The sequence below is a fragment of the Streptomyces sp. NBC_00435 genome (assembly GCF_036014235.1).
GTDB lineage: Bacteria > Actinomycetota > Actinomycetes > Streptomycetales > Streptomycetaceae > Streptomyces.
In genome coordinates, this window is record NZ_CP107924.1 from 5,504,143 (window position 1) to 5,529,387 (window position 25,245).

General features: G+C 71.5%; 23 protein-coding genes. 10 read left to right on the forward strand and 13 right to left on the reverse strand.

The features are described from left to right. Positions 1–290: 290 nt before the first annotated feature. Positions 291–953 carry a snapalysin gene (snpA, locus tag OG389_RS25400; RefSeq protein ID WP_328300754.1) on the reverse strand — a complete coding sequence of 221 codons (663 nt, stop codon included), beginning with the start codon at positions 951–953 and terminating at the stop codon, positions 291–293. A gap of 210 nt (positions 954–1,163) precedes the next feature. Between snpA and OG389_RS25405 the strand changes: the two genes are divergently transcribed. Continuing rightward, on the forward strand, positions 1,164–2,108 hold the full coding sequence (locus OG389_RS25405; RefSeq protein ID WP_328300755.1) for a LysR family transcriptional regulator: 945 nt from the start codon (positions 1,164–1,166) through the stop codon (positions 2,106–2,108). Between the two features lie 46 nt (positions 2,109–2,154). On the opposite strand, the gene OG389_RS25410 is transcribed toward OG389_RS25405, so the two are convergent. After that, a complete protein-coding gene (locus tag OG389_RS25410; RefSeq protein ID WP_443059455.1) occupies positions 2,155–2,964 on the reverse strand; it encodes a hypothetical protein in 810 nt (269 codons plus the stop codon). 146 nt (positions 2,965–3,110) lie between these two features. Here OG389_RS25410 and OG389_RS25415 point away from each other — a divergent pair, with 146 nt between their 5' ends. Both OG389_RS25415 and OG389_RS25420 read left to right on the forward strand, forming a co-directional pair. Beyond that, on the forward strand, positions 3,111–4,064 hold the full coding sequence (locus OG389_RS25415; protein ID WP_328300757.1) for a DUF4097 family beta strand repeat-containing protein: 954 nt from the start codon (positions 3,111–3,113) through the stop codon (positions 4,062–4,064). Position 4,065: 1 nt separating this feature from the next. Next, positions 4,066–5,010 (forward strand): PadR family transcriptional regulator, encoded by a 945-nt coding sequence (locus OG389_RS25420; protein ID WP_328300758.1) that lies wholly within the window; start codon positions 4,066–4,068, stop codon positions 5,008–5,010. Positions 5,011–5,133: 123 nt separating this feature from the next. On the opposite strand, the gene OG389_RS25425 is transcribed toward OG389_RS25420, so the two are convergent. From OG389_RS25425 to OG389_RS25440, 4 genes are all read right to left on the reverse strand, one after another. Further along, positions 5,134–5,652, reverse strand: coding sequence for a Clp protease N-terminal domain-containing protein (locus OG389_RS25425; RefSeq protein ID WP_328300759.1), 519 nt, complete (start codon positions 5,650–5,652; stop codon positions 5,134–5,136). Next, a complete protein-coding gene (locus OG389_RS25430) occupies positions 5,652–5,861 on the reverse strand; it encodes a helix-turn-helix domain-containing protein (protein WP_267752007.1) in 210 nt (69 codons plus the stop codon). The genes OG389_RS25425 and OG389_RS25430 overlap by 1 nt, the downstream gene beginning before the upstream one ends. Before the next feature lie 101 nt (positions 5,862–5,962). Continuing rightward, complete coding sequence (locus OG389_RS25435) at positions 5,963–6,925, reverse strand: zinc-binding dehydrogenase (protein WP_328300760.1); 963 nt, start codon at positions 6,923–6,925, stop codon at positions 5,963–5,965. A gap of 128 nt (positions 6,926–7,053) precedes the next feature. Next, a complete protein-coding gene (locus OG389_RS25440; protein WP_328300761.1) occupies positions 7,054–8,253 on the reverse strand; it encodes an NAD(P)-dependent malic enzyme in 1,200 nt (399 codons plus the stop codon). A 528-nt stretch (positions 8,254–8,781) separates the two neighbouring features. Between OG389_RS25440 and OG389_RS25445 the strand changes: the two genes are divergently transcribed. Genes OG389_RS25445 through OG389_RS25455 form a run of 3 tightly spaced genes read left to right on the forward strand, consistent with a single transcriptional unit; the run spans position 8,782 to position 11,488 of the window. Continuing rightward, positions 8,782–9,741, forward strand: a complete 960-nt coding sequence (locus OG389_RS25445) for an ABC transporter substrate-binding protein (protein ID WP_328300762.1) — start codon at positions 8,782–8,784, stop codon at positions 9,739–9,741. Positions 9,742–9,779: 38 nt separating this feature from the next. Continuing rightward, positions 9,780–10,721, forward strand: coding sequence for an ABC transporter permease subunit (locus OG389_RS25450; protein WP_443059338.1), 942 nt, complete (start codon positions 9,780–9,782; stop codon positions 10,719–10,721). Next, positions 10,721–11,488, forward strand: coding sequence for an amino acid ABC transporter ATP-binding protein (locus OG389_RS25455; protein WP_328300763.1), 768 nt, complete (start codon positions 10,721–10,723; stop codon positions 11,486–11,488). Before OG389_RS25450 ends, OG389_RS25455 begins: the two co-directional genes overlap by 1 nt. A 79-nt stretch (positions 11,489–11,567) precedes the next feature. Here OG389_RS25455 and OG389_RS25460 read toward each other — a convergent pair whose 3' ends face one another. Further along, on the reverse strand, positions 11,568–12,398 hold the full coding sequence (locus OG389_RS25460) for a class I SAM-dependent methyltransferase (protein ID WP_443059339.1): 831 nt from the start codon (positions 12,396–12,398) through the stop codon (positions 11,568–11,570). A gap of 67 nt (positions 12,399–12,465) precedes the next feature. Here OG389_RS25460 and OG389_RS25465 point away from each other — a divergent pair, with 67 nt between their 5' ends. Then, positions 12,466–13,095: a CGNR zinc finger domain-containing protein gene (locus OG389_RS25465; RefSeq protein WP_328300765.1), complete on the forward strand. Its 630-nt coding sequence runs from the start codon at positions 12,466–12,468 to the stop codon at positions 13,093–13,095. On the opposite strand, the gene sodX is transcribed toward OG389_RS25465, so the two are convergent. Continuing rightward, positions 12,999–13,388, reverse strand: coding sequence for a nickel-type superoxide dismutase maturation protease (gene sodX / locus OG389_RS25470; protein WP_443059456.1), 390 nt, complete (start codon positions 13,386–13,388; stop codon positions 12,999–13,001). The genes OG389_RS25465 and sodX overlap by 97 nt on opposite strands. Before the next feature lie 272 nt (positions 13,389–13,660). On the opposite strand from sodX, the gene sodN reads away from it, so the two are divergent. Further along, entirely contained in the window at positions 13,661–14,056 is a 396-nt protein-coding gene (sodN, locus tag OG389_RS25475; protein ID WP_112449818.1) for a superoxide dismutase, Ni, read from the forward strand. Between the two features lie 126 nt (positions 14,057–14,182). Here sodN and OG389_RS25480 read toward each other — a convergent pair whose 3' ends face one another. Then, entirely contained in the window at positions 14,183–14,368 is a 186-nt protein-coding gene (locus OG389_RS25480; RefSeq protein WP_328300767.1) for a DUF6104 family protein, read from the reverse strand. Positions 14,369–14,513: 145 nt separating this feature from the next. Here OG389_RS25480 and OG389_RS25485 point away from each other — a divergent pair, with 145 nt between their 5' ends. Continuing rightward, positions 14,514–15,743, forward strand: a complete 1,230-nt coding sequence (locus tag OG389_RS25485) for an aKG-HExxH-type peptide beta-hydroxylase (protein ID WP_328300768.1) — start codon at positions 14,514–14,516, stop codon at positions 15,741–15,743. 74 nt (positions 15,744–15,817) lie between these two features. On the opposite strand, the gene OG389_RS25490 is transcribed toward OG389_RS25485, so the two are convergent. The 4 genes from OG389_RS25490 to OG389_RS25505 all read right to left on the reverse strand — a co-directional run bounded on the left by OG389_RS25490 (position 15,818) and on the right by OG389_RS25505 (position 23,860). Then, positions 15,818–19,738, reverse strand: coding sequence for a multifunctional oxoglutarate decarboxylase/oxoglutarate dehydrogenase thiamine pyrophosphate-binding subunit/dihydrolipoyllysine-residue succinyltransferase subunit (locus OG389_RS25490; RefSeq protein ID WP_328300769.1), 3,921 nt, complete (start codon positions 19,736–19,738; stop codon positions 15,818–15,820). A gap of 258 nt (positions 19,739–19,996) precedes the next feature. After that, complete coding sequence (locus tag OG389_RS25495; RefSeq protein WP_328304088.1) at positions 19,997–21,052, reverse strand: HAMP domain-containing sensor histidine kinase; 1,056 nt, start codon at positions 21,050–21,052, stop codon at positions 19,997–19,999. A 35-nt stretch (positions 21,053–21,087) separates the two neighbouring features. Then, the gene (locus OG389_RS25500; protein ID WP_328300770.1) at positions 21,088–21,831 is read right to left on the reverse strand and encodes a response regulator transcription factor; all 744 of its coding nucleotides are present in this window, start codon (positions 21,829–21,831) and stop codon (positions 21,088–21,090) included. Between the two features lie 250 nt (positions 21,832–22,081). Continuing rightward, positions 22,082–23,860 carry a glycoside hydrolase family 3 protein gene (locus tag OG389_RS25505; RefSeq protein WP_328300771.1) on the reverse strand — a complete coding sequence of 593 codons (1,779 nt, stop codon included), beginning with the start codon at positions 23,858–23,860 and terminating at the stop codon, positions 22,082–22,084. A 666-nt stretch (positions 23,861–24,526) separates the two neighbouring features. Here OG389_RS25505 and OG389_RS25510 point away from each other — a divergent pair. Then, positions 24,527–25,186, forward strand: coding sequence for a TetR/AcrR family transcriptional regulator (locus OG389_RS25510; RefSeq protein WP_328300772.1), 660 nt, complete (start codon positions 24,527–24,529; stop codon positions 25,184–25,186). The last annotated feature ends 59 nt before the right edge of the window (positions 25,187–25,245 follow it).

Below are 25,245 nucleotides of genomic sequence, written 5' to 3' on the forward strand. Positions count from 1 at the left end.
TCCCGAGGCCCTGCGGACCCCCAAACCCGCGGAACCGGCCTACCGTGGAGGTATGGCCGGTGAACGGGAACAGCGGGAACAGCAAGCGCACGGGACGGTCGCCCCGCGGGCCGGACACGAGCAGCAGTCGTGCCCGGCCTGCGGGAGCCCCGTCGACACGGTGCTCAGGCGGCGCAAATCTCTGGGGATCTTCATCCCGGAATGGACCGCGGGTCCTTGCGGGAACCCGGAGTGCCCGCAGTACGTTCCCGCCGAGGATTAGCGGACGCGGGCCGGCGGGGGCCGGTGGATCAGCCCTTCGTGTCCAGACCCGACGCGACGAGGCCGTTGGCCCACAGCTGGTTCACGCGCGCCCGCTCGGCGGAGTTCGGGTTGGTGTTCTGGCAGGAGGTGCCGGGGCCGCCGCCCGACATCAGCTCGCTGCACGGACCCGAGTAGTGGTCCGGCAGGCCCAGTACGTGGCCGGTCTCGTGGGCCGTCACGCGGGTGGAGTTGTACTGCTGGTTCTGGCGGTAGTCGAGGAAGATGTAGCCCCGGCCGTGGCCGTCCGTGCTCGCGTAGGAACCGCGCGAGTCGTTGCCCTCGTAGTACGAGAAGTTGCCGCCCGAGGACACCTCCTGCAGTTTGACGTTGGTCACCGAGCCGTTCCAGATCTGCGTGGAGCGGGATATCTGGCTGCGGAAGCTCGGCGCGTTGCGGGTGTTGTACGTGACGGTCACGGCGGCCAGGCCCGGGCTGGCGGCGCGCTGCTCGGCCACCGAGCGCTGCACGGCCTCGAAGAAGGCGCGGTTGGCGGCCTGGTTCTCCTGCGAGCGCTCGTAGGCGGCGTACGTGCCCGGGCCGCCGGCGGCGGGCGCGGCGGCGGCGCCGGTACCCGGGACGACGGCGCCGAGAACGGCGGCGACGCCGAGGCCGAAGGCGGACAGGGTGGTGGTCCTGCGGGAGTGACGCATGTGGGGAACTCCTGCTCGTCCGGTGCGGTGGGGGGGGATCGTTCGGTACCGGAGTCTGCGGGAGCGGGAGTGGCCGGCGGATGATGTCAGGACCCGATAACGCCGGGCTATCAGGAGGTTTTCGGAAGACCGACTCCCGTGAGAATGGCGGGAATCGAGGGGATACCTGTTACTGGTGCGGTCAGCTGGGCCCGGCCTACCCTCTGGGGCATGGAGCTTGAGGTCAGGCACCTGCGCGCTCTTTGCGCCATCGCCGACGCCGGAAGCCTGCACAAGGCGGCCCGGCAGCTCGGCGTGAGCCAGCCCTCGCTGACGACCCAGCTGCGGCGTATCGAACGGGCCCTGGAAGGCGAGCTGTTCCTGCGCGAGCGCACCGGATGCCGGCCGACTCCCTTCGGGCGCACGGTACTCGGCCGGGCGCGGCCGCTCCTCGCCGAGATGGCCGCCCTCGTCGCGGAGGCGCGGGCGGCGTCCCACGGGCCCCGGCTGCGGATCGGCTCGACGGCCAGCCGAGCGCTGCCCGGCTGGCTGCGGCGGCTGCACCGGCGGCTGCCCGACACGGAGACGGACCTGGTGGTCGACGTCTCCGCCAACGCGCTGCTGCGGATGACGGCTTCGGGCCAGCTCGACGTGGCGTTCGTGCACGAGGTGGAGGGCAGTCCGCTGCGGGTGCCGGCCGGTCTGGAGTTACGCGTGCTGATGGAGCGGGAGCCGCAGTTCGTGTCCATGTCCCGGGACCATCCGGCGGCGGCCCTGCCCGTGGTCGAGCTGCGGGACCTCGCCGCCGACCGGTGGACGGTGGACCCCTCGGTGGACGGCGAGTGGGACGGCCTGCGCAGGGTGTTCGCGATCGCCGGGCTCGACCCGCCCCTGCTGCACGCCGACTACCACACCGCCACCTCGCTGATCGTCTCCGGCGAGGCCGTCGCCCCCTGCCAGCCCACTTCCGGGCCGCGCGAGGACATGGCCATCCGGCCGCTCTCGGGGGACCCGCTCGCCGTGCGTCTCCTCCTCGCGACCCGGCCGGGGACGCACGCGCGGAGCCACGAGGGGCTGTACGAAGACCTCCGCGCGGCCTACCGCGAAGCGGCGCTGCGGACGCCGCCGTACCGGGCCTGGCTGCACCGCCACGCGAGCCCGCTGCTGGCGGCGTAGGCCCGGCTCCGTTCGCCTGCGCCGGGGCGGCCCGGGCGGTGCGGGCCTACTCCCCCCGGCGGGCGCGGTCGTAGGCCAGGGCGCCCGCGCCGTGTGCCACCAGGAGGGTGCCCGCGGCCAGCCAGCCCGGGCTGCGGCGGCGGGCCGCCCACAGCATCAGGGGGGCTCCGGCGGCCAGTTGGGCCGTGCCCGCGAGGCGCGCCTTGGGGCCCCGGAGCCACGGGCCCAGGGGACTGTCCTCGGCCACCGCGAGCTCCGCCCGTACCGTGTCGCGCCAGCCCGACCACTCCACCCGTTCCGCGCCCGGCGCGATCCGGGCCGCCTCCCGCAGTCGGTCGGCCGGCTCCCCCGGGGCGAGTCCCGCCGGCAGTGCCAGGCCCGCGCGGGCCAGCAGCGCGATGACGCCGAGCAGCCGGGAGTCCCCGTCCGCCGCTTCGTCGGGGCGGGTGAGGCGTTCCAGTTCCTCCAGGTCCAGTACGGGGTCCAGCCCGAGCCGAGCCGCCAGCACCCGCATGGCGCCGGGGTCGGGCCCGCCGTGCGGTCGGCCCGCAGCGTCCCACTCGTACGCCGCCGACCGGCGGAAACCCGAGGAGAGGACGAATCCGGTCCGGTCGGCCTCCCACCACAGGCTCAGCACCGGCCAGTTGGAGCTCAGCGCGACCGCCGAGCCCCAGCCCGCCAGGACTTCGGCCACGGTTCCCTCGCCGCCGACCCAGGGCTTGCCCTCGGGCACCAGCACGCTCCACTCGCCGGCGGGGGCCAGTAGCAGGCGTTCGCGCAGGATGTGCGCGGCGGGGCGGGCGGCGGCGGGCTCTGCGCGGCAGAGCAGCAGTCCGCCCGCCGTGGTCTGGGAGATCGGCATGCCCACACGCTAAGGCAAATCGCCCCAAATAGAGGATTTGGGATCTTCGAGACGTGCTTGACTTCCCACAACCGCGATATATCGTGTTCTGGAGAAGACGCGATATGTTGCGTGCACGTACGCCGAGGAGGATCAGCACCATGGCAGAGGCAGCGCAGAAGACGTGGTCGGTCGCCGAACCACAGAAGCTCACCTTCGAGGAGCCGGTGACCGAGGTCCGCGTCCGCGTGGCCGGCGGCACGGTCAACGTGGTCGCCGCCGACGAGGGTCCGGCCCGCCTGGAGGTGTCCGAGGTCGACGGACCGCCCCTGCACGTGGTGCAGGAGGGCGGCGTCCTCACCGTCTCCTACGAGGACCTTCCCTGGAACGGCTCCCAAGGGTTCAAGAAGTGGTTCGAGGGCAAGCCCTGGAAGGCCTGGTCCTCCTCCGACTCCGGCCGCAAGGCGTGGGAGCGCAGCGCGAGCGTGACCCTCACCGTCCCTGCCGCCACCCGCGTGCAGCTGGCCAGCGTCAGCGCCACCGTCTTCGTCTCCGGCATCGGCGGTGGCACCGACATCCACGGGGTCTCCGGCGACGCCACGCTCGTCGGCCTCTCCGGCAGGGTCAAGGCGCACACGGTCTCCGGCGCCGTCGAGGCCCAGGCCGTGACCGGGGAGCTCGGCTTCCACTCCGTGTCCGGCGGTCTGACGGTGGTCGACGGAGCGGTCGGCAACGTCCGGGCCGACTCCGTCAGCGGTGACATGCTCATCGACCTGGCTCTGGACGAGCGGCCCGAGCCGCGCCCGGTCGACATCTTCCTCAACTCCGTCTCCGGGCAGGTCGCCATCCGCCTCCCGCACCCGGCAGATGCCCGCGTCGAGGCCAACACCGCGACCGGCGGCGTCTCCAACGCTTTCGAGGACCTGCGGGTCTCCGGCCAGCTGGGCGCGAAGCGGATCACCGGCACCCTGGGCGCCGGCACCGGTACGCTGCGCGCCACCACCGTCTCGGGATCCATCGCGCTGCTGCGCCGCCCGGCCGCGACCTCCCCGACTGAACCGAGCGGGCAGACCGCCCCGGCCGCCCCCCTCGCGCTCGACAAGAAGGTGCTCTGACATGCCGCCCGTCTTCGCCCACGGCCGCCTCCGCCTCTACCTCCTCAAGCTGCTCGACGAGGCCCCGCGCCACGGGTACGAGGTGATCCGGCTGCTGGAGGAGCGTTTCCAGGGGCTGTACGCGCCCTCCGCGGGCACGGTGTACCCCCGCCTCGCCAAGCTGGAGAGCGAAGGCCTGGTCACGCACGCGACCGAAGGCGGGCGCAAGGTGTACTCGATCACCGAGGCGGGCCGCGCCGAACTGGCCGACCGGGGCGGCGAACTGGCCGACCTGGAGCTGGAGATCCGCGACTCGGTCTCGGAGCTGGCCGCCGAGATCCGCGCCGATGTGAGTGGAGCGGCGGGCGACCTGCGCCGCGAACTGCGGGCCGCGGCCAGCGCGTCGGCCACTCAGGTGGAGGACGAGGGCTGGAAGGCCGCCAAGGAGGAGCTCCGCAAGGCCAAGGCCGAATGGAAGGAGCAGGCGCGCCGGGCGAAGGACGAGAGCCGGCGGGCCCGCGAGGAGGCCCAGCAGGCACGCCGCCAGGCCAAGGAGGCGCAGGAGCGGGCCCGCGAGGAGGTCCAGCGGATCGCCGGGCAGCTGCAGGAGCAGTTCGCGAAGTCCGGCGGAGTCCTGGGCAGCCTGGCGGGAGCCTGGCTCGGCGGCTCGACCACGACCCCGTCCGCCCCCGCGGATCCTTCGGCCCCGTCCGCCCCCTCGGCCCCGTCGGCCCCCTCCGCGCCGTCGTCAGACTCGGCCGCGGCTCCCGATCCGGACTGGGCGCGTGACGTGCCCGCGACGGGCGACCCGGCCCGTGACCTGGACCGGCTGCTGGACCGCTTCCGCGACGACATCCGCGACGCGGCCCGCGACCAGGGCGTCACCGCGGCCCAGCTGTCGCAGACCCGTACGCACCTGGCAGCCGCGGCCTCCCGCATCGCCGCGAACTTCGGCCCCCGGGCCTAGACCGTCCTGGACCGCCCGTACGGACGGCGCCGGAACGCCGGATGCGCGTACGCACGCGGTACGCACGCAGTACGCACGCACATACGGAACCCCCGCGCCCTTCGCGCGGGGGTTCCGTGTTTCTCAGACGGTCAGGGCTGCCTCGGCCCGGGCGTAGGTGACCCCGTGCTCGGCGAGGACCTCGGCGGGCGTGCCGGGGCGGGAGAGGAGGGAGAGGAGGAGGTGGAGGGTGGAGATGTGCCGGTCCTTGCGGCCCAGGGCGATGCGCAGGGACTGTTCCAGGACCTTCTTCGCACCCGGGGTGAAGCGGGTGCGGCCGGTGCGGCGTCCGGGGGAGGGGGCCGGCGCCGACATGGCGCCCTCGCCGTGGGTCTCCTCGACGCGGGAGACGATCTCCGTGAGGTCGATGCCGAGCCCCGCGAGGGCCTCCTCGTCCGCCTTGGACATGCCGCCCCGGCGGCGGGCCGCGGCGAGACCGGCGGCGATCGCGGCCCGGTCGACGCCCAGGGGGTCGAGGGCGCCCAGCGCGAGCAGCGCGAGGAGCAGGTGCTCCTCGGTGACCACCGCGGCCCCGGCCCGCTGGGACTCCGCGACCGCCCCGGAGACCGTGGAGCGCGCGTCCTGGGTGAAGCGTTCGAACATCAGAGCCTCCCGTGCTTCTTGTGTACGGCCTGCCGGCTGACGCCCAGCTCGGCCGCGATGTCCTGCCAGGACCAGCCCTGCGCGCGGGCGCCGCGTACCTGTACGGCCTCCAACTGCTCCAGCAGCCGTCGGAGGGCGGCCACGGCACGCAGGCCCACACGCGGGTCACGGTCACCGGCCCGCTCGGCGAGATCGGTAGCTTCCGTCATGGATGTCAATTTAGGTTGACGATCGAGAGGTTGTCAACTGTGGTTGACGGCCGTGGTCACGGTCGTGCTCGGCGGGCGTGGCTGGTGGGTGTGACCGGTGGTCACGTCGTGAGGACGATCTTTCCGAACACGTCGCCCGACTCCAGCTTCTCGAAGCCCTCGCGGGCCCGGTCCAGCGGCAGCGTCTCGTCGATCACCGGACGGACCCCGGTCGCCGCACAGAAGGACAGCAGGTCCTCCAGCTCGTCCTTCGAGCCCATCGTCGAGCCGACCACCTTGAGTTCCAGGAAGAAGATCCGGGTCAGCTCGGCGTGCGCGGGGCGGTCGCCGCTCGTGGCCCCGGAGATGACCAGGGTGCCGCCGGGGCGCAGGGACTTGACGGAGTGCGACCAGGTGGCCGCGCCGACCGTCTCGATGACGGCGTCGACCCGCTGGGGGAGCCGCGCGCCGGGCTCGTAGGCCTCCACCGCGCCCAGTTCGATCGCACGCTTGCGCTTGGCCTCGTCCCGGCTGGTCGCGAAGACCCGCAGGCCCGCCGCCTTGCCGAGGGCGATGGCGGCGGTGGCGACTCCGCCGCCCGCGCCCTGGACCAGGACGGAGTCGCCGGGGCGGACACCGGCGTTGGTGAAGAGCATGCGGTAGGCGGTGAGCCACGCGGTGGGCAGGCAGGCGGCCTGTTCGAAGGAGAGCACGGCGGGCTTGCGCAGGACGTTCCAGGCGGGGACGGTGACCTGCTCGGCGAAGGTGCCCTGGTAGCGCTCGGTCAGGATCGAGCGGGGCTCGTCGGGGCCGACCCCGTGGCCGGTCTGGCCGATGACGGAGTGCAGGACGACCTCGTTGCCGTCCTGGTCGATCCCGGCGGCGTCGCAGCCGAGGATCATGGGGAGCTTCTCCTCGCCGAGGCCGACTCCGCGCAGCGACCAGAGGTCGTGGTGGTTGAGGGAGGCGGCCTTGACGTTCACGGTCACCCAGCCGGGGCGGGCCTGTGGAGCGGGGCGGTCGCCCAGCTCGAGGCCGCTCAGCGGCTGGTCACGGTCGATTCGGGCGGCGTAGGCAGCGAACATGGCGGCGAGGCTACCGTTCGGTAGCGCCGGGATCCAGGGCCGGGTCGCGGGGCCGCAGGTCCGGGCGGACGCGAGTGGGGCCCGCCGGATGGTTCCGGCGGGCCCCACTTCGTACAGCGAGTGCGGCGTTACAGGCGGGCCACGCCGTCCGCCTTGGCGGCGGCGGCGACGGCCGCGGTGACGGCCTCCGCGACGCGCGCGTCGAACGGCGAGGGGATCACGTAGTCGGCGGCGAGCTCGTCACCCACGACGCCGGCGATGGCGTCGGCGGCGGCGATCTTCATGCCTTCGGTGATCCGGGTCGCGCGGACCTTCAGCGCGCCCGCGAAGATGCCCGGGAACGCCAGCACGTTGTTGATCTGGTTCGGGAAGTCCGAGCGGCCCGTGGCCACGACCGCCGCGTACTTGTGCGCGACGTCGGGGTGGACCTCCGGGTTCGGGTTGGCCATGGCGAAGACGAAGCAGTCCTTCGCCATCGTCGCCACCGCGGCCTCGGGGACCGTACCGCCGGAGACGCCGATGAAGACGTCCGCGCCCGCGAGGGCGCTCTCCAGGGAACCGGTCTGGCCGGTCCTGTTCGTCAGGCCCGCGATCTCCGCCTTGACGTCCGTCAGGTCGGAGCGGTCGGCGGAGACGACGCCCTTGCGGTCGGTGACGCACACGTCGCCGATCCCCGCGTCCACGAGGATCTTGGCGATCGCGATGCCCGCGGCGCCCGCGCCCGAGATCACGGCGCGGAGGTCCGCGAGGGTGCGACCGGTGAGCTTCGCGGCGTTGCGCATGGCGGCCAGCGTCACGATGGCCGTGCCGTGCTGGTCGTCGTGGAAGATCGGGATGTCCAGGGCTTCCTGGAGGCGCCGCTCGATCTCGAAGCAGCGGGGGGCGGAGATGTCCTCCAGGTTCACCCCGCCGAAGGACGGCGCGAGGCGGATCACGGTCTCGATGATCTCGTCCGTGTCCTTGGTGGCGAGCGCGATCGGAACCGCGTCCACTCCACCGAACTGCTTGAACAGAATGGCCTTGCCCTCCATCACGGGGAGGGAGGCCTCGGGCCCGATGTCACCGAGTCCGAGCACGGCCGTACCGTCGGTGACGACGGCGACCACGTTGGACTTCCAGGTGTACTCGTTAACGAGCTCGGGCTGCTCGGCAATGGCGCTGCAGACCTTCGCAACGCCGGGCGTGTACGCCAGGGACAGGTCGTCCTTGTTGTGGACCGGCACGGTGGCCACGATGGCCATCTTGCCGCCCCGGTGCAGTGCGAACACCGCATCGGGGTTGTTGTCCGTCACGCTGTCGCTGCGAGGATTGACGATCTCCGCTGCCACTGTCTTAACCCCTTAAGTCTTTGAATCGTTGAGGGTGGCCACTCCTGGTTAAGGGGTGGGCGGGCACCGCGTCCGTACTCCGCGTCGACGGTTTGGCCCGTCGCCGCGAAGTGGGAGGTTTCGTACGCGCGGGCGCGCCGCACGCGCGCCCTGAGCCCCGGATGAGGGGTGTAAGGATCTGTTCTACCCGAAGAACACTCACCCAGACGAGTCGATTCCCCTTCGACCATAGGTTGCTTGCCCCGGTTTTGGCGAAAAGTCCAAACCTTCGCGTCCGATAGGCGAGACGCGCCGTAAAAACTACGGTGAAAACCCCTGGTCGCAGCGTTAAATGCGGCCTCGAAGGCCCTTCCCCGCAGGGCTGTTGGGTGGCGGGGGGTGTCCGTTATCCGATTTTGACCTGACGGGCACCCTGAATGTCTCAGTCCGAATGGCAAGATGCCGTAATCACACAAGGTCGCGACACTCGATGGTGCGTGCTCGACCGCTCTCGGACGCGTTTTTCCCCACTGCCGGAGGAATCAGCTCATGACCGCTAGCACCACCCGTCGTACGACCGCCGCCCGGTCCCGGATCGCCGCGGTCGGTGCCATCGCGGTCGCCGGCGCCCTGATCCTCACCGGTTGTGGCGACCAGACGGACAAGGGTTCCGCGGCCACGCCGTCGGGCAAGGCGAACAGCGCCCCGCTGTTCTCCAAGCTGCCCAAGAAGATCCAGGACGCGGGTGTCATCAAGGTCGGCACGGACGCCACCTACGCCCCGATGGAATTCACCGAGGGCGGCAAGATCGTCGGTGTCGACCCCGGCGTCGCCGAGGCGCTCGGCAAGCAGCTCGGCGTCACCTTCAAGTTCGAGTCCGGCACCTTCGACACCCTGATCGGCAGCATGCAGACGGGCCGCAGCGACGTGGTCATGTCCTCGCTCACCGACACCAAGGCCCGTCAGGAGGGCCTGGACGACAAGGGCGCCAAGACCGGTGCCGGCGTCGACTTCGTCGACTACTTCACCGCCTCGACCGGCATCCTGGTCAAGAAGGGCAACCCGGACGGGATCAAGACCCTCGACGACCTCTGCGGCAAGAAGGTCGCCGTCCAGCGCGGCACGACCTACGAGGACGCCGCCAAGGACCTGTCCGAGAAGTGCAAGAAGGACGGCAAGGGTGAGGTCTCCATCGAGTCCTACCCGACCGACGCCGAGGCCCAGACCCGTGTGAAGGCCGGCGGCGCCGTCGCCGACCTGAACGACTCCCCGGTCGCCGCGTACATCGCGCAGACCGCCGGTGGCGGCAACGACTTCGAGGCCGTCGCCAACCCGACCGACGCCGGTCTCTTCGGCATCGCCGTGGACAAGAAGAACACCGAGCTGCGTGACGCGCTCAAGGCCGCCCTCGACGCGATCATCAAGGACGGCTCGTACAAGGCCGCTCTCGACAAGTGGAACGCGGGCTCCGGCGCCGTTACCGAGGCCAAGACCAACGCAGGCTCGTAACGTCCGCGCCCCGCGCAGCACACTGAAGGGCAGTCACTGTGACTGACAAGCTCGACAAGGTCCCGGGACCGGCGGACACCCCGCCGGCCGGGGCCGTCCCCCCCGAGGCGATCAAGGCCATCCCGGTCCGCCACTACGGACGCTGGGTCAGCGCCGTCGTTGTCATCGGCCTGGTCGTGGCGCTCGCCGTCGCCTTCTCGCAGGGCAACGTCCGCTGGGCGACCGTGCCCGAGAAGCTGTTCGACAGCACCATCATCCGCGGTCTGTTCAACACGATCTGGATCAGCGTCGCCTCGATGGCCCTGGGCCTGGTGCTCGGTGTCCTCTTCGCAGTGATGCGGCTCTCGAAGAACCCGGTGACCAGCACCATCGCCTGGTTCTACATCTGGTTCTTCCGCGGCACCCCGGTGTACGTGCAGCTGCTCATCTGGTTCAACCTCGCCCTGATCTTCCCGATCCTGAACCTCGGGTTCTACAAGGACGAGATGACCCAGGTCATGACGCCGTTCCTGGCCGCCCTGCTGGGCCTCGGCCTGAACGAGGGCGCGTACATGGCGGAGATCGTCCGGGCCGGCATCCAGTCGGTCGACGAGGGCCAGACCGAGGCCTCGCACGCACTCGGCATGACCCAGGCCAAGACCATGCGCCGGATCGTGCTGCCGCAGGCCATGCGGGTGATCGTGCCGCCCACCGGCAACGAGTTCATCAACATGCTCAAGACCTCGTCGCTCGTGGTCGCCGTGCAGTACTTCGACCTGCTGCGCGCGGCCCAGGACATCGCCTCCACCTCCTTCGCGGTGATGGAGATGTTCTTCGTCGCGTCGATCTGGTACCTCGCCCTGACCAGCGTGTTCAGCGTCGGCCAGTACTACCTGGAGCGCCGCTACTCGCGCGGCTCGCTGCGATCCCTGCCGCCCACCCCGCTGCAGAAGATCAAGGCGAATCTCTCCCGCTTCTCGAACCGCAAGGCGGTGGCCTGATGACGACGACTGCCATGGTGAAGGCCGAAGGCGTCCACAAGTCCTACGGCACCGCCCACATCCTCAAGGGCATCGACCTGGAGGTCGCCCCGCGTGAGGTCTTCTGCCTGGTCGGCCCGTCCGGCTCCGGCAAGTCGACCTTCCTGCGGTGCATCAACCACCTCGAGCAGATCAACGCCGGACGGCTCTCGGTCGACGGCCGGCTCGTCGGCTACCGCCAGAAGGGCGACAAGCTCTACGAGCTGAAGGACAGCGAGGTCGCGGCGCAGCGCAAGGACATCGGCATGGTGTTCCAACGCTTCAACCTCTTCCCGCACATGACGGCCATCGAGAACGTCATGGAAGCCCCCGTCATGGTCAAGGGCGAGAGCAAGTCGGTCGCGCGGGCGCGCGCCGTCAAACTCCTCGACCGGGTCGGCCTCGGCGACAAGGCCGGGAACTACCCGACGCAGCTCTCCGGCGGCCAGCAGCAGCGCGTGGCGATCGCCCGCGCGCTGGCCATGGAGCCGAAGCTGATGCTCTTCGACGAGCCCACCTCGGCGCTCGACCCGGAGCTCGTCGGCGACGTCCTCGACGTCATGCGGGACCTGGCCGAGTCGGGCATGACCATGATCGTGGTCACCCACGAGATGGGCTTCGCCCGCGAGGTCGGCGACAACCTCGTCTTCATGGACGGCGGCGTCGTGGTCGAGTCCGGCCACCCGCGCGAGGTCCTGGGCAACCCCCAGCACGACCGCACCAAGGCGTTCCTGTCCAAGGTGCTGTAGCCGCGTAAGCGGTCCGCGTTCCACGCGTGAGGGGCGGTACGGATTCCCGTACCGCCCCTCACGCGTTGTCGGCCCGGGCCTACTTCAGGCCCAGCACCAGCCCGTCCGACGGCGACCGCCAGACCGTACGGGCCTCCGAGAAGCCGGCGGCGCGCAGCGTGGCCGCGTGCCAGGAGTCCGGCGGGGTGTCGCCGTCGGCGTGCTCCCCGTAGATCTCGAAGCGGGCCCTGGTCGGCTCGGCGAGCACCGGGTCGGCGGCCGCGAGCTCCCACCACGCGCGCCAGTCGAGCGCGCCGGACTCCTTCGCCCGGTCCATGCCGCCGTGCCGGTGTGCGCGCTCGGCGGCGTTGATCCGCGGGGTGGCGGGGTCGGGCATGTGGTCGGCGTTCATGAACACCCCGCCGGGACGCAGCAGCGGCGCGAGCTGCCCGTACAGGACGGCGAGGTCCTCGCTGGGCAGCCAGTGGAGCGCGGTTGCCGTCAGGATCGTGTCGTAGGAGTCGTGGGGGAGGGCCGCGCGCCAGTCGGGGTCCTTGAGGTCGGCGGTCACGAAGGTGACGCGGGAGTCGCCCGCGAAGTGGCCGCGGGCGATCGTCAACAGCGCGGGGTCGAGATCGACTCCCGTACTGGTGGATTGCGGGAACCTCTTGAAGACGCGGTCCGTGATACTTCCAGTACCGCACGCGAGATCCAGCACCCGGGGGGCGGTGCCGACCAGTGCCTCCACCATCTCCAGCATCACCCGGAACCGCTCCTCGCGGTCGGGCATGTACCACTCCTGCTGACGGTCCCAGCTGTCCTGCCAGGCCTGCCAGTCGGACGGTGCCGTGTCAGGGCCTGCCGTGTCAGGGCCTGCCGTGTCAGGGCCTGCCGTGTCAGAGCGTGCCGTATCCGCCACGAAAACCTCCATGCGTAATACCCTCGAACATGTCTCAGCCGTTACCGGAGACAATAATCCGCAGCCGTAAGGACTACAAGTGGAACTGGCCCATTACTCGGACTACGCCGTGCGCCTGGTCAACACCGAGGAGCCGGCCCGCAACAAGGACTCGCTGACCTCCGTGGACGCCGTCCGCGCACTCTTCGGCACCAGCGTGCAGATGGCCCGCAGGGTCACCGACGGTGACGTCACCCGCTTCCGCAACGTCCGCGGCCGGCTTCGCGGCGTCTTCGAGGCCGCCGACGGCGGCGACCACGTCCTCGCCGTCGACCTGCTGAACTCCCTGCTCATGGAGTTCCCGGTGAGCCCCCAGGTCTCCGGCCACGAGACCATCGGTGAGCACGGCGGCCCCAACTGGCACATCCACCTGGCCGACCACCCCTCCAACGCCTCCGCCGGCTACGCCGCGATCGCGTGCTTCGGACTGGCGTTCCACCTCACCGAACACGGCCCGGGCCGGCTCGGCCTCTGCCAGGCCTCGCCCTGCCGCAACGCCTTCCTCGACACCTCCACCAACCGCTCCCGGCGCTACTGCTCCGACCGGTGCGCCACCCGCGCCAACGTCGCCGCCTACCGCGCCCGCAAGCGGCTGGAGGCCGAGGAGTCCGCCCGCAGCGGTCGCAGCGCCGAGGAGACCCAGGAGAGCCACGCCCTCAGCGAGCGGTGATCCTCCGGGGCGTGCTCCGGCCGCTGGCGCGGCCGGAAGCGCGCCAGCGCGGTCGCCAGCACGAGCTCGTCGGGGACCGCCCCGTAGTCCGTGCTGTCGCCCGTCGGGTTGTACGGGTTGTCACCCAGCACCCACCAGCCGCCCGCCCGCCGCTCCGCCGCCCGCTTCACGACCAGCAGGTCCTGCTGGAACGGGTGGCGCAGCACCACCACCTGGCCCGGCCGCACGGCGCCCCCGTAGCGGACCAGCAGCTGGTCCCCGTTCTCCAGAGTGGGCGCCATCGAGGGGCCCATCACCTCGACGGTTCCGATCCGCTTCAACGGCGACGTCCACTCCCGCGTCCGGCCGTGCGAGCGCGTGCTCCCCGCCATCCGTGACCTCCTCGCCCGGGCCCACCCGGGTCCTCGTCCCACCCCGCATGCTGCCGCACTCTCCCGTACATTCGCTCACCGCCCCGGGCACGGCACTGGACTTTTGTCCCAAGCGCACGGGGGCGCCCGCGAAATCGCCTTTCTCACGGAGTAATCTCCCCCTTGAGAAGACGATCACGAGGAGGACAAACTCCATGCTTTCCCGCCTCTTCGCCCCCAAGGCGAAGGTCTCCGCCCACTGCGATCTTCCGTGCGGCGTGTACGACCCTGCCCAGGCCCGCATCGAGGCCGAGTCCGTCAAGGCCGTGCAGGAGAAGTACCAGGCCAACGACGACGCCGACTTCCGCGCGCGCGCCATCACCATCAAGGAGCAGCGCGCCGAGCTCGCGAAGCACCACGTCTCCGTGCTGTGGAGCGACTACTTCAAGCCGCCGCACTTCGAGAAGTACCCGCAGCTGCACTCCCTGGTCAACGACACCCTGAAGGCCCTCTCGGCCGCCAAGGCGTCGAACGACCCGGCGACCGGCGCCAAGGCGCTGGAGCTCATCGCCGAGATCGACCGCATCTTCTGGGAGACCAAGGCCGCCTGATCCGGCCTCACCAGCCTGATCGGCCTTGTCCCGCGGGACGATGACGAAGGGGCCCGACCGCACCTGCGGCCGGGCCCCTTCGTCGTTGCACTGGGCGTGCTGGGAGCAGTGCGCGTCCTGGGCGTCCTAGGCGTCTTCGTCGTCCTCGTCGTCCAGGCGGGCCAGCCAGGTGGCGAGGCGCTCGACCGGGACCTCGAAGTCCGGGTTCAGGTCGACGAAGGTGCGCAGCTGCTCGGCGAGCCACTCGAAGGTGACCTCCTCCTGGCCGCGCCGCTTCTCCAGCTCCTCGATGCCGCGATCGGTGAAGTACAAGTCGGGCTCCGTGCGGTGGTCGGGTGGGCGGGTGTGTTCCGCCAGGATAATCCGCCCGGCCGGCACGGCCGGACTTGACCGCTTTCCGCCGTTCGCGGAGGTCGTCCCCCGGGCAGGGATGGAGCGTCCGCGGCGGGAGGAATGCATGGATCACCCGGAGCCGAGCGACGGCGTGCTGCGGGCGCTCGGTTCCACCGAGCCGTCCGCCGAAGGGACCGCGCTGGTGTGCGGCGTACGCAGGGCGCGGCGGCTGGGGCTGCTGCGGGAACTGCGTGAGCTGCCGGGCCGCGCCCGCGCCGGGGAGGCCGCGGAGCACTGGGCCCTGCTGGAGGAGGCCGGGCGCCGCGACCCCGGCGCGGTGGGCGACGTACTGCACTATCCGGCCACCGGGGTGTGGGCCGAGGAGACCCTGGGCCGGCTGCGCGCGCGGCACGGGCCGCCCGCCGACCTGGAACACCTCGGGGCGCTCGCCGCCGCCGCGGCGCTGCGGGCCGGGATCGGCTTCAAGCTCACGCTGCGGCCCGCGCACGGACGCCTCGTACTGCCCACCCTCGGACTGCTGCGCCCGGACCGGCCCGGCCCGCTGGCCCTGACCGAGGACTCCTGGGACCCTGGGAACCCGGTCGCGCTGGCCCTGCACGCCCTGCCCGACGGTCGGACCGCGCTCGACGACCTCGACCCGTACCGCGCCTCGGGAGCCGTGCACGCCGCCCGCCGGCTCACCCCCAGGGGCCACAAGCGCTGGGACACCCAGTGGTCCGGCGCCCTCACCCTGCTGCGCCGCTACGACACCGCCCGCGCGGAGGAGGCCGGCCGGCTGCTGCGCTGCGTGGTCCCGCTGTCCGGCAGCTCCCGGGCCTTCGGCGGGACGCTCCCCGCGGCGGCCGGCTCCGTACTGGCACGGACCCAGCCGCCGCCCGCGCTGGCCGCGACCCTGGTGCACGAGGTGCAGCACGGGAAGCTGGCGGCCCTGGCGCAGGCGATCCCCCTGCACACCGCCGACCGCGCCGCGCGGTACTGGGCCCCCTGGCGGGCCGATCCGAGGCCGCTGGAGGGGCTCCTGCGGGGCGCGTACGCGCATCTGGCACTGGCGGGCTACTGGCAGCGCGCGGCGCTCTACGGGGCCAGGGGGGCGTGGGCGCAGCACGCGCGGATCCGGGCACAGGTGGCGGTTGTCCTGCCGGTGCTCCAGGGGTCTGCGGAACTCACCGCCGGGGGGCGGGTGTTCGTCGACGCCATGGTGGCGGCCGAACGGGACATGGACGGGGTACCGCCGCCGGGGGGTCAGCACGCGGTGGCCCGGGCGGCGGTGGAGCGGGACCGGGCGGCCTGGTGCGAGGCGCACCCGAACCTGGCCCCCCACACGGCCGGCTGACCCCCGGAAGCGGAGCGGACAGCCGGAAGGCCCGGCCCCCGCGAGGGGGCCGGGCCTTGTGGGCGCTACGGGGCTCAGGCTTCGAAGACCTCCGTCAGGAGGAGCTGCTGCTCCGCCTGGTGGCGCTTGGCCGAGCCGACCGCCGGGGACGAACCGTGCGGGCGCGAGACGCGGCGCAGGCGCTCGCCGGCCGGGATGTCCGCGCCGACGGCCAGGTCGAGGTGGTCGATCAGGTTCAGCGCGATGAACGGCCACGCACCCTGGTTCGCCGGCTCCTCCTGGGCCCAGATGTACTTCGCCGCGTTCGGGAACTTGGCGATCTCCGCCTGGAGCTCCGCACCCGGGAGGGGGTACAGCCGCTCGATGCGGATGATCGCGGTGTCCGTGATGCCGCGCTTCTCCCGCTCGGCCTCCAGGTCGTAGTAGACCTTGCCCGCGCAGAACACGACCTTGCGGACCGCGTTCGGGTCCACGGTGGAGTCGCCGATGACCGGACGGAACGAACCGTTCGTGAACTCCTCCGCCTTCGACGCCGCCGCCTTCAGACGCAGCATCGACTTCGGGGTGAAGACGATGAGCGGCTTGTGGTGCGGGTTGTGGACCTGCCACCGCAGGAGGTGGAAGTAGTTCGACGGGAGGGTCGGCATCGCGACCGTCATGTTGTCCTGCGCGCACATCTGCAGGAAGCGCTCGGGACGCGCGGACGAGTGGTCCGGGCCCTGGCCCTCGTAGCCGTGCGGCAGCAGGAGCGTGACGCCGGACGTCTGGCCCCACTTCTGCTCGGCCGAGGAGATGAACTCGTCGACGACGGTCTGGGCGCCGTTGACGAAGTCACCGAACTGGGCCTCCCAGAGGACCAGCGCGTCCGGGCGGGCCAGCGAGTAGCCGTACTCGAAGCCCATGGCCGCGTACTCGGAGAGCAGCGAGTCGTAGACGTTGTAGCGGGCCTGGTCGTCCGACAGGTACAGCAGCGGCGTGTAGTCCTCGCCCGTCTCCCGGTCGATGAGGACCGCGTGGCGCTGGCCGAACGTGCCGCGGCGGGAGTCCTGGCCGGACAGCCGGACCGGGGTGCCCTCCATCAGCAGCGAACCGAAGGCCAGGGTCTCGCCCATGCCCCAGTCGATGGTGCCGTCGTCGATCATCGCCGCGCGGCGCTGCAGCTGGGGCAGCAGACGCGGGTGGACGGTGACCGTGTCCGGGATGTTGACCTGGGCCTCGGCGATCCGCTTGACGACCTCCTGGGAGATCGCGGTGTTCATCGCCACCGGGAAATCGGCCTGCGCGACCGGGGCCGGCGGGATGGCGGCGGGCTGCGTGGCGGCCTCGCGGACCTCCGCGAAGACCTTCTCCAGCTGGCCCTGGAAGTCCTGGAGCGCCTGCTCGGCCTCTTCCAGGGTGATGTCGCCGCGACCGATGAGGGACTCGGTGTACAGCTTGCGCACCGAGCGCTTCTTGTCGATCAGGTCGTACATCAGCGGCTGGGTGAACGCCGGGTTGTCGGACTCGTTGTGCCCGCGACGGCGGTAGCAGATGAGGTCGATGACCACGTCCTTGTTGAACGCCTGACGGAACTCGAAGGCGAGCCGCGCGATGCGGACCACGGCCTCCGGGTCGTCGCCGTTCACGTGGAAGATCGGCGCCTCGATCATGCGGGCCACGTCGGTCGCGTACATGGACGAACGCGAGGACTCCGGGGCGGCCGTGAAGCCGACCTGGTTGTTGATGACCACGTGCACGGTGCCGCCGGTGCGGTAGCCGCGCAGCTGCGACATGTTCAGCGTCTCGGCGACCACACCCTGGCCGGCGAAGGCCGCGTCGCCGTGCAGGGCGACCGGCAGGACCGTGAAGTCCGTGCCGCCCTTGTTGATGATGTCCTGCTTGGCGCGGACCACGCCCTCCAGGACCGGGTCCACCGCCTCCAGGTGCGAGGGGTTGGCGACGAGCGAGACCTTGATCTGCTCACCGTCCAGGCCGGTGAAGGTGCCGTTGGCGCCCAGGTGGTACTTGACGTCGCCGGAGCCGTGCATGGACTTCGGGTCGAGGTTGCCCTCGAACTCGCGGAAGATCTGCGCGTACGACTTGCCGACGATGTTCGCGAGCACGTTCAGCCGGCCGCGGTGGGCCATGCCGATCGCGACCTCTTCGAGGCGGGCCTCGGCGGCCGAGTCGATGACGGCGTCGAGCAGCGGGATGACGGACTCGCCGCCCTCCAGGGAGAAGCGCTTCTGGCCGACGTACTTCGTCTGCAGGAAGGTCTCGAAGGCCTCCGCCGCGTTCAGGCGGCGCAGGATCCGCAGCTGCTCCTCGCGCTCCGGCTTGGAGTGCGGGCGCTCAATGCGGTCCTGGATCCAGCGGCGCTGCTTCGGGTCCTGGATGTGCATGAACTCGACGCCGGTGGTGCGGCAGTACGAGTCGCGCAGCACGCCGAGGATGTCGCGCAGCTTCATCATCGACTTGCCGGAGAAGCCGCCGACCGCGAACTCGCGCTCCAGGTCCCACAGGGTGAGGCCGTGCTCGGTGATGTCGAGGTCGGGGTGCTTGCGCTGCTTGTACTCCAGCGGGTCGGTGTCGGCCATGACGTGGCCGCGGACCCGGTAGGAGTGGATCAGCTCGAAGACGCGGGCGGCCTTCGTGACGTCGTCGTCGTGCGAGGCGTCGATGTCCCGGAGCCAGCGGACCGGCTCGTACGGGATGCGCAGCGCCTCGAAGACGTCGTCGTAGAAGCCGCTCTCGCCGAGCAGCATGTTCGCGACGATGCGCAGGAACTCGCCGGAGGCCGCGCCCTGGATGACCCGGTGGTCGTAGGTCGAGGTCAGGGTCATGACCTTGGAGATGCCCAGCTTGTTCAGGGTGTCCTGCGAGGTGCCCTGGAACTCGGCGGGGTAGTCCATGGAGCCGACGCCCATGATGACCGACTGTCCGGGCATCAGGCGGGGCACGGAGTGGACGGTGCCCAGGCCGCCGGGGTTGGTCAGCGAGACGGTGACGCCGGTGAAGTCGTCCATCGTCAGCTTGCCGATGCGGGCCCGGCGGACGATGTCCTCGTAGGCCTGCCAGAACTCGAAGAAGTTGAGGGTCTCGGCCTTCTTGATGCCGGCGACGACGAGCTGGCGGTCACCGTTGGGCTTCACCAGGTCGATCGCGAGGCCGAAGTTGATGTGCTCCGGCTTGACCAGGGTCGGCTTGCCGTCCTTCTCCGCGAAGGAGTAGTTCATCGACGGCATGGCCTTGATGGCCTGCACCATCGCGAAGCCGATGAGGTGGGTGAAGGAGATCTTCCCGCCCCGGGCCCGCTTCAGGTGGTTGTTGATGACGATGCGGTTGTCGAAGAGCAGCTTCACCGGGACGGCGCGGACGGACGTGGCCGTCGGCACTTCCAGCGAGGCGTTCATGTTCTTGACCACGGCAGCCGCCGGGCCGCGGAGCGTCACCAGTTCGGGGCCCGCGGGGGCCTCGGTGGCGGGCGCGGCCTTCTGGGGGGCTACGGAGGAGGCGGGGGCGGCGGCGGGAGCCGGAGCCTGGGAGGCGGGGGCAGCCGGTGCGGCGGCGGCCGGGGCCTGGGAGGTGACAGTCACAGCAGGGGCACCAGAGGGGGTGGCAGGTACAGGGGCAGGAGCTGGCACAGGCGACGTGGACGCGGCGCTGGGGGTGGCCGGCGTGGCGCCCGCCGCCCCCGTGGCGGCGGCGTCGGAGGCCTGCGGAGTCGCTGCGGTGACGGGGGCGGCGGCCTGTGCGGAGGCGCCGTCCGTCGTCGCAGCGGGGGGAGTGGGCCGATCCGTGGGCTTTTCCGCCTTCACCGGAGCGACAGCGCCACCCGGCTTGTAGTCGGCGAAGAAGTCCCACCAGGCCCGGTCGACCGAGTTCGGGTCCTGGAGGTACTGCTGATAGATCTCGTCGACGAGCCACTCATTGGCTCCGAAGCCTGGGGCAGGGCTCTTCCCGCCTTCTCCTGCTTCGGTCGTGGTGCTCGAGTTACTGGGGGACTGTGGCGACACGGCGGCAACCGCCCTCTTCCGCTTCACAAGGTATGGACAGCGGGAATAAAGGCTACGCCTCCCAGACCGTGAGATGCAGACCGGGCGGGACTTACGTCGCGTACGTCACATCGAACGGCGGGTTTCACCACCTGGAATGGCGGGAAACAACCCTGGTTCGGGCAGGAGGCACCGTGGTTGCGGCCCCCTTGGCTTCGCACCCCTGACGGACCCCGGCGCGTGTGGCCGAGATCATGTCCTTCCCACTCGAACCCTACGTCAACCGGGCGCCTGCGAGCTGCCCGGAAGTGTGACGAGGATGCGGCAGCCACGAGACGATTCGGCCACGCCGATGTGCCCGCCGTGCAGTCCGACCGCCCAGCGGGCGATGGCCAGGCCCAGCCCCGTCCCGCCGTCGCCGCCCCGCGAGCTGCCCCGGTTGAACCGCTCGAAGACCCGGTGCCGCTCCGCCTCCGGAATTCCGGGCCCCTCGTCCCGTACCTCCAGTGCCAGACTCCCGGGCGCGTCGCCCGCCCGGGCGCTGACCGTCACCCGGCCGTGCGGGGGGCTGTGCTTGACCGCGTTGTCGATCAGGTTCGCCACCACCTGGTGCAGCCGCTCGGCATCCGCGTACGCCGTCAGCTCCGGCGGGAACACGTCCAGGTGGAGGTGGACGTCGTTACGGGTGTGCCCGCCCGACCCCGACGTCAGCCCCGGCCGGCCGGCCGCCGCCAGTCCCGACTCCTTCAGCACCCCCGACAGGTAGGGCCACACCTCGAAGCGGCGGGCCCGCAGTGGCACCACCCCGTTGTCGACGCGGGACAGGTCCAGCAGCGTCTCCACCAGCCGCCCGAGCCGCTCGGTCTGCTTCAGGGCCGTGCGCATGGTCTCGGGGTCGGCGGCCGAGACCCCGTCCACCACGTTCTCCAGTACCGCCCGCAGGGCCGCGATCGGGGTGCGCAGCTCGTGCGAGACGTTGGCCACGAGCTCCTTGCGGTGCCGGTCCACCGCCTCCAGGTCGTCCGCCATCAGATTGATGGTGGAGGCCAGGTCGCCCAGCTCGTCGCGGCGGCCCGCCCCGCGCACCCGGCGCGTGTAGTCCCCGTGGGATATCGCCCGCGCCACCGTGGTCATGTCGTCCAGCGGCGCCGTCAGGCTGTGCGCCACGAACTGCGTGATCAGCATCGAGGCGATCACCGAGAACACGGTGATGAAGCGGACCTCCGTGGCGGTGCGCATCGCCACCATCAGCAGGCCCGTGGTGATGAAGACCGACACCACGACGAGCGTGCCGAGCTTCGTCTTGATCGAGAACGGGGAGAAGGGCCGCAGCATCCCGGGCGACCGCTGCCCGGACGGCCGGTAGCCGCTCACGGCTGCGCCGGGGTCTCCAGGGCGTACCCGACGCCGTGGACCGTACGGATCCGCTCGGCGCCGATCTTCCGCCGCAGCGCCTTGATGTGGCTGTCGACCGTACGGGTCCCGGACGCGTCGGCCCAGTCCCACACCTCGGCGAGCAGCTGCTCCCGGGAGAGCACCGCCCGCGGGGTCCCGGCCAGGCACACCAGCAGGTCGAACTCGGTCGGTGTCAGGTGCACGTCCTCGCTGTGCACCCGTACCCGGCGCTGAGCGTGATCGATCTCCAGATCGCCCAGGCGCAGGGTGGCCCCGCGCGGCGCGTGCGCGGCCACGTTGGCCCGCTCCACCCGGCGCAGCAGTACGTGGACCCGCGCGGCCAGCTCGCGCATCGAGAAGGGCTTCGTCATGTAGTCGTCGGCGCCGACCCCGAGGCCGACGAGCATGTCGGTCTCGTCGTCCCGGGCGGTCAGCATCAGGACCGGTACGGGCCGCTGCGCCTGGACCCGGCGGCAGACCTCCAGGCCGTCGAAGCCGGGCAGCATGACGTCCAGGACCAGCAGCTCCGGCAGCCAGCCCTCGGCGGCGGCGACGGCCGCCGGGCCGTCGGCGGCCGTCTGCACCTGGAAGCCCTCGGCCCGCAGCCGGGCCGCGATCGCCTCGGCGATGGTGTGGTCGTCCTCGACGACGAGCACCCGGCGCTGCGCGCCGGGGGTGGCCGCGGCGCCGTTGTGGGTGGTGGTGTGCGTCTGTTCCATGTCCCGCCCCTGAAGATCCCGCGTGGTAGGGGTGCAGCGTAGAGGAGCGGCTGGCCTCCGGCTATGACGGGTTCGTCGCACGGGGGCTCTGCCCCCGGACCCCTGCGCCTCAAACGCCGGCGGGGCTGGATTTTCCAGCCCCGCCGGCGTTTGCGGACCGGAGCTCCAGGGCCTCGGGTGCAGCCCGGGGTCCTGCGGGGTCCGGGCTGTCCACCGGGTCCCACGCCGGGACGGCAGGGGTGGCGCCCCGTCAGGAGGGCAGGGTCAGGCCGTGGCCGTGTGGGAAGACCGGGTCGGCGGTGTCGTTCGGGACGTCGGGGCGGGAGGCGGCTACGGCCGCCATCGAGCGGGGGAGTTCGAAGGGGAGGCGACCCTCGGCGGCGGCGCGGCCGAAGGCCACGTCCAGGAGGGCGGCGTCCGAGGCACCGTAGTCCGCGACCAGCGCCGCCGCCCGCTCCGCGATCTCGGGGATCACCGCGGCCCGCTCCAGGTTGATGCAGACCAGGGTGGGGACGGCGTCCAGAAGCGCCAGGATCTCCGCGAGCTCGGGCTCGGGGAAGGCCAGCGAGCCCGAGTGGAAGAAGGACTCGAAGACGTTGGTGCGGGGCTCGTGCGGCGTGCGCAGCCGCAGCACGGCCAGGTCGGCCCCGGCCGGATCGGACACCAGTTCCCCGTACTCGGCGGCGACGGCCTCGTCCACGTCCCTGACGTACAGCTTCGGCCTGCCGGACACGGGCAGGACCCGCCCGGTGTTGGTGAGCACCGTCAGCGAGCGCCGCTGGGCAGCGGCCCCGGCCGCCGCGAAGTCGGCCCGGCCGACCGTCTCCGCCGCCGCGTCCGGGTCCACGTACGGGTTCTCGAACAGGCCGAGAACGAACTTCTCGCGCAGCAGACGGCGTACCGACTCGTCGATGCGGGATTCCGGGATCCGGCTCGAGCGGACCAGTTCCACGATCACCTCCGGACACTGCTCGCCGCCGAACTGGTCCGAGCCCGCCTCCAGGGACCGCGCCGCCCGCTCGGCGGTGCTCAAGTGCTCCAGGCCCCAGGCGCGGGCCGGGTGCGCCTCGCCGAAGATCACCGAGTCCGTGAGCAGGCCCCAGTCGGTGCAGACGATGCCCTGGAAGCCGAGCTCCTCGCGGAGCAGGCCGGTGACGACGCCCTTGTTGAAGCCGAAGCCGACCTCTTCCCAGTCGGTGCCGATGGGCTGGCCGTAGTAGGGCATCATCTGCGCGCAGCCGGCCGCGACGGCCGCCCTGAACGGCTCCAGGTGGTGCTCGCGCATCCCACCCGGGTAGATCTGCTCCTTGCCGTGCGCGAAGTGCGGGTCCTCGCCGTCCTTCTGCGGGCCGCCGCCCGGGAAGTGCTTGACCATCGCGGAGACCGAGCCCGCACCGAGCGCCTCGCCCTGCAGGCCCCGTACGTAGGCCTGGACCAGCTCGCCCGTCAGTTTCGCGTCCGAGCCGAAGGTGCCCGACTGGCGCGCCCAGCGCGGCTCGCTGGCCAGGTCGATCTGCGGGTGCAGGGCGACGCGGAAGCCGACGGAGAGGTATTCGCGCCGGACGGTGTCGGCGAACTCGAGGACCAGCTCCGGGTCGCCTATGGCGGCGAGGCCGATGGCCTCGGGCCAGGCGGAGAAGGCGCCGGCGTTGAAGGAGGCGCCGACGTTGTCGGTGAAGGAGTGCCGGGGGTCGGTGGACAGGGTCACCGGGATGCCGAGGCGGGTGCCGGCGGCCATCTCCTGGACGGCGTTCTGCCACGTGGCCATCTCGCGGGCGCCGTAGCTGCCGAGGAGGTTGAAGTGGGTGAGGGAGCGGCCCTCGATCAGCTCGGGGGTGGTGAACGGGAGGATCGAGCCGTCGGTCTCGGTGACCGGGGTGCCGTCCGGGTTCATCATCAGCATGGAGTGGAAGAGCTGGCCGGCCTTCTCCTCCAGGGACATCCGGGACAGCAGGTCCTCGACACGGTCGTCGACGGGGAGGGCGGCGTCCTTGTAGGGCAGAGGACGGGCGGCGGGGGTTGCGTTCATTGCCGGGCTCCTGGGAGGGGTGGGCGCGGGGCGGTCGCGGGCGCGGTGGTGCGGAGGGTCGTGCGGGTGGCCGCGCGAGGGGGCGTGACGTCGGTGGTCGCCAGCTCCTGACGACCCTGACCGGGCGGATCGGCCGGACCGGGTGGATAGGCCGGACAGGGTGGGGCGGCGGCGACGGCCGGGGTGATGCCGTGGTCGTGCCCTGCGCCGATGGCGGGGGCGGGCGGCGCGGTCGGCGGGACCTCGGGGCGGACGGACGGGGGGATCGGCCGGGAGGGCGGCCGGGAGAGCGACCGGGGAGCGACCGGGGGAGGACGCGGCCGGGCCGTTCAGGACATCCGTGTCCCCGTCGTTCCGGCGGTGGCCGCCGGGCCGGCGATCAAGCTCGGCGGGGGTGGGAGCTGTGGGGTCCCGGTGGTGGTGCCCGTGGGCGGGGTCGGGGCGGTGGCCCGATCCGGTCGGTCCGTGGCGTGGCGCACGCCTCCGGTGTCCTGCGTGAGCGGCATGGGGGACTCCAGCGTCTCCGGGGCGGCCTCGGCGCCGACCCGGCGTTTTCACCGTAAGGGCGAAAACCATGCACCCACTAGGTTTTCGCCGAGTGACCTGGATCACTCCGCAGGGATGGCCGGAAAAGGGTGGATGCGGACTGCGTCTAGGGTGGGCGGCATGGCACAGGACAAGGGCCGCGCGGCCCCCGGGGCGGCGGCCGGCCGGGGCACGTACGCGGTGGGCGACGCTCGTCGCCAGAAGATCCTCGACACCGCCGTCGAGCACTTCGCGCAGTGGGGCTTCAACGCCTCCTCGCTGGCCCGGATCGCCACCGACTGCGGGATCACCCAGGGCGGGCTGCTCCACCACTTCCGGGGCAAGGAGGACCTGCTGCTGTCGGTCCTGGCGCAGAGCGAGGAGCACGACGTGGAGCGGCTCTTCAGCGCGCCCGCCGAGGAGGTCCCCTCGCTCGCCGCGCACTTCGCCGCCGTCGTCGCCCTCGCCGCGGACAACGCCCGCCGGCCCGGCCTCGTACGGATGTACAACACGCTGGTCGGCGAGTCCGGGAATCAGGGCCACCCCGCGCACGACTACTTCAGGCAGCGCTACGCCCGGGTCCTCGGTTACAGCGTCGACCTGCTGAGGGCGGGGGTCGCGCGCGGCGAGGTACGGCCGGGGACGGACTGCGAGGCCGTCGGCCGCGAGGTCCTCGCGGTGATGGACGGGTTCCAGATCCAGTGGGTCCTGGACCCGGAGGGCGTGGACATGGCGGTCCTGCTGCGCGGATACCTGGACCGGAGGCTACGGGAGATCACGGTGGCGGGGACGGGGCTGTAGGGGGATCGGGCCGGGCGGATCGGGCCGGGTCGCCGGGTCGTCACGCGGCTGCGGCTGCC